Here is a 4,008-nt window from a genome sequence, read left to right as displayed (position 1 = left end):
TGTCCTAACCTAACCCCCTTTATCTTTTGCCCGGGTCAAACCGCGGGACTCCGGGGCCCGGCCCACCCGGGGGGGCCCGCCCCCCCTATGGCCCGGGGCGGCCGCGGGCCGAGTGAATCCGATCAGATACCGGTCGCGCCGTGCATCGCCTTGGCGTCCTTGCGAATCCCGAACGCCAGGATGACCTCCGTGATGCCGAGCACGACCAACCACACGCCGACCACGATCGCCAGCGTCGCCACCGACGACAACGGCCACGCGATCAACACGATGCCCGCGATCACGGTGATCAGACCGAAGAACACCGCCAGCCAGCGCCCGGGCACGGCAGGCTCGGACACCGCGATCACCAACGCGGACACGCCACGGAACAGCCAGCCGATCCCGATCCAAATCGCAAGCAGCAGAATCGAAGTCAGCTCGTCACGGAAACAGAACACGCCGATCGCGATGGACAGCACGCCACTGATGAAGGCCAGCACCCGCATGCCGGTGCTGGCCGGTGCGCCGAACGCGGCCATCAGTTGCAGAAAACCGCTGACCACCAGGTAGATACCGAACAGGACGCCCGCCGCCACCAGGGTGACGCCGGGCCAGGCGAGAATGATCACGCCGAGGACCACCGAAAGTAAGCCGGTGACCAGAACGGTTTGCCACGCACTGCGGGCAAGAGACTGCAAAGGACCCTCGAGCACGCTGTTTGTCGTCATAATTCGATGCTATGCCCTTGCCAGTAGAGTTTCCTGGACATTTGCCCACGCAACTCGCAAGTCCAGTGGGCTTACCCACCGAATTATCCGCCTGTCCGGCGGCTGTTGTCCGGCTAAGCGACAGATTCGCCGGCCGCCGACACGCCTGATGTCGCCGCTGCCGGGGCGGCGATATTGACCATCCAGGCGATGCCGAACCGGTCCTGGCACAGCCCGAACTCGTCGCCCCACATCTGCTTCTCCAGCGGCACCGACACCGTGCCCGCCTCCGACAACCGGTCCCAGTAACCGTGCAGCTCGCGCGCGTCCTCGCCGCTGAGGCTGATCGAAATGCTGCTTCCCGGTTTGTATTCCATGCCAGGCGGGGTGTCCGCGGCCATCAACGTGAAGCCGCTCGGGGTCTCCAGGATGCCGTGCATGACCAGGTCCGCGCCGGGCGCGTCCTGGTCACTGAATTCACTGAAGGTGCTGATGGTCAGGGTGCCGCCGAACACGTCGCGGTAGAACTCCAGAGCTGCGCGGGCCGTGTCGCCGAAACTGAGGTACGGGTTGAGCCGGGAGGTCATGACACGAGGTTAGTGCGCCAACGCACAGGGGGCGATCGCTAGCGGGGTTTATCGCCGGTTCGGCTCGGGTAGTAATTCCTAAGTGACTCTCATCGCGTACACCCATGGGTGTGGCGAGTGGGTCGGAATCGTGAGTCCCGGGTGGCTAGGAGAAGAGGGTGGCGGTTGTACTCGTGCTGCAGGCGCGGGGCCTTGGCGATCTACTGACCGGGGTCCCCGCGCTTCGCGCGCTGCGCCGCGCCAAGCCGCATGACCGGATCGTGCTCGCCGCGCCGCACCGGCTGAAGCCGATCGTCGACCTGATCGCCTCGGTGGACGCGATGGTGCCGACCGCCGAACTCGGCGGACTGCGCTGGGACGCGCCCGGCCCGCAACTCGCCGTCAACCTGCACGGGCCGAGCACCGAAAGCATTGTGCAGCTGGAGAAGACGGAACCGGGACGGATCCTCAGCTACCGCAATCCGGCGTTCCCCGAGTTGGACGGCCCGGAGTGGCAGACCGACATGCACAACGTGGACCGCTGGTGTCACCTGCTCGAGTCGGACGGGATCGTCGCGGATCGACGCAACCTCGGCCTGGTGCCGCCGGTGTCGACCACGAGCCACCGCGATTGCGTCGTGGTGCACGTCGGCGCGGGCGCGCCGGCCCGCCGCTGGCCGCCGGACCGGTTCGCCGCCGTCGTGCGGCATCTGCTGGTGCTCGGCCGCGAGGTGGTGCTCACCGGGGATGAATACGAGCGCGAGATCGCGCTGAACATCGCCGCGCGGGCAGGCCTGCCGATCGGCCGGGTCCTCGCCGGGGAGCAGAACCTGATCGAACTGGCCGCCACCGTCGCCGAGGCGGGGCTCGTGATCAGCGGCGACACCGGCGTCGCGCACCTGGCCACCGCGTTCGGCACCCGCACCGTCCAGATCTTCGGCCCCACCCCGCCGCGCTGGGGCGGACCACCCCCGCACCTGCTCAATCGGCACATCGTCCTCTGGGCCGGTCAGCTCGGTGACCCCTACGCCGGCACACCCGACCCCGGCTTGCTGCGGATCGGCGTCACCGACGTGATCAACGCCGTGGACAAGCAAGTCAACAAGCGCAACTGGCCCGGCACCGGCACCCAACCCCGCCGCGCTCCCTATCGTCGCGTCGGCTGACGGTTCCACCCGCCGTCAGCAGGCCCGCACAACCACATCACCGATACCGAGCCTGGTCTTCGCAGACTTGGTTAGGCCCTCTCACATCCAGTGGACCTCGCTGCGTGCGGAGAGGACAGGTGCGCAGTAACGTCTCGGCGACGCGTCGACAAATGCCAGCCTGCAATGCGGCAAACCACGCAACCAAGATGCGCGGTGAGCATCCGAATCCTCTTGCCGCCGAACAGGTCCGGCATCGGCGGCGAACGCGTTCGCCCGCTAGAGGCTGCCGTCGGTGCGGGCCGTCTGCAACGCGGCGGAGTAGGCGGCCAGGGCGCTGGGCCAGAACTGGTCCAGGTAGTCGCGGGCGTCGCTGAGGCCGCGGGGGTCGAGGGAGTACAGGCGGCGGTTGCCGTCCGGGCGCATCAGCACCAGGCGGGCTTCGCGCAGGACGCGCAGGTGCTGGGAGACGGCGGAGCTGGTTACGCCGGTGAGTTCCGCTAGTTCACCGACCGCGCGCGGGGCCTGCGGGAGCGCCTCGAAGATGGCACGGCGGGTCGGGTCCGAGAGCGCCGTCAGGGCGCGAACTCCATTAGTCGCCACTGAAATAGTGTGATCACCGAGCGACCATTTGGTCAACTCGGCGTAATACGGAATTCCCCCAGGTGAACACGCGAGGCGCGCGTTGGCGTTACACACTTGTAATACGCGAACTGGGCTTTCTTTCCGCTGTGACGGTAACCACACGATTGCGGAACAGGTATGACCCTCCCGTACGTTCGTCCCATGCCCGTGACCGTTCCGTTATCTTCCCGTCGGGGCGCGACCCGGACTCGACGCCACCGTGCCGCCACCCGCGCGGTGGCCGTGTCCGCGGTCGTCAGCGCCTCGCTCGGCGTCCTCGCCGCCGCCGACCAGCAATCGACCGCCGACCAACTCACCGCAGGCAAGCGCACCGCCGACGTGGCACCGCAGGCCGTGTTCACCGCGTTCACCCCGCGCGAAGCACAGATGCCGCAGACGGTGCCGGACAACGTCGTATGGGCGCAGCACCGCCTCGCCGTCGAGGCCGCCCGCCCCAAGACCGTGCGCCCCATCGCGGGCGTGCTGACCTCCACCTTCGGCGTGCGCTGGGGCGCACTGCACGCGGGCCTCGACCTGGCGGACCCGATCGGCACGCCGATCGGCGCGGTCACCGACGGCGTCGTGATCGAGGCCGGACCGGCCAGCGGCTTCGGCATGTGGGTGCGGGTGCAGCAGGACGACGGCACCATCGGCATCTACGGCCACGTCAACGACATCCTGGCCACCGTCGGCCAGCAGGTCCGCGCGGGCGACATCATCGCCACCGTCGGCAACCGCGGCTTCTCCACCGGCCCGCACCTGCACTACGAAATCCACCTGCCCAGCGGCGAGCCCATCGACCCGCTCCCCTGGCTCGCCGGCCGCGGTATCGACATCCAGGGCAACACGCCTTAATCCAGTGGCCTTCGCGAGTCGATGAGGGGCTCGCGAACGATCACCACGCCGAACGCCCCGGACGTGGGCGGGTGGAATGGGGGCCCAGCACGACCCGGGGGGGGCCCCGGTGGGCCACCCAAGCCCCCG

Annotated in this window: 5 protein-coding genes; 2 read left to right on the top strand and 3 right to left on the bottom strand. The window is 68.2% G+C overall.

Features of this window, described 5'->3' with window-relative positions; translation table 11 throughout:
- Positions 1-122 precede the first annotated feature (122 nt).
- Together ACFWF1_RS11965 and ACFWF1_RS11960 are read right to left on the bottom strand one after the other, a co-directional pair.
- The gene (locus tag ACFWF1_RS11965) at positions 123-710 is read right to left on the bottom strand and encodes an HdeD family acid-resistance protein (RefSeq protein ID WP_379292205.1); all 588 of its coding nucleotides are present in this window, start codon (positions 708-710) and stop codon (positions 123-125) included.
- A 113-nt stretch (positions 711-823) separates the two neighbouring features.
- Complete coding sequence (locus tag ACFWF1_RS11960; RefSeq protein WP_379292204.1) at positions 824-1,276, bottom strand: VOC family protein; 453 nt, start codon at positions 1,274-1,276, stop codon at positions 824-826.
- 158 nt (positions 1,277-1,434) lie between these two features.
- On the opposite strand from ACFWF1_RS11960, the gene ACFWF1_RS11955 reads away from it, so the two are divergent.
- On the top strand, positions 1,435-2,421 hold the full coding sequence (locus tag ACFWF1_RS11955; protein WP_379292203.1) for a glycosyltransferase family 9 protein: 987 nt from the start codon (positions 1,435-1,437) through the stop codon (positions 2,419-2,421).
- A gap of 258 nt (positions 2,422-2,679) precedes the next feature.
- On the opposite strand, the gene ACFWF1_RS11950 is transcribed toward ACFWF1_RS11955, so the two are convergent.
- The gene (locus tag ACFWF1_RS11950; protein ID WP_379292202.1) at positions 2,680-3,003 is read right to left on the bottom strand and encodes an ArsR/SmtB family transcription factor; all 324 of its coding nucleotides are present in this window, start codon (positions 3,001-3,003) and stop codon (positions 2,680-2,682) included.
- 183 nt (positions 3,004-3,186) lie between these two features.
- On the opposite strand from ACFWF1_RS11950, the gene ACFWF1_RS11945 reads away from it, so the two are divergent.
- Positions 3,187-3,879 (top strand): M23 family metallopeptidase, encoded by a 693-nt coding sequence (locus ACFWF1_RS11945; protein ID WP_379292201.1) that lies wholly within the window; start codon positions 3,187-3,189, stop codon positions 3,877-3,879.
- The last annotated feature ends 129 nt before the right edge of the window (positions 3,880-4,008 follow it).

Source organism: Nocardia sp. NPDC060255, assembly GCF_042727395.1.
Taxonomy (GTDB): domain Bacteria; phylum Actinomycetota; class Actinomycetes; order Mycobacteriales; family Mycobacteriaceae; genus Nocardia.
This window is presented reverse-complemented; position numbering and strand designations above follow the sequence as displayed.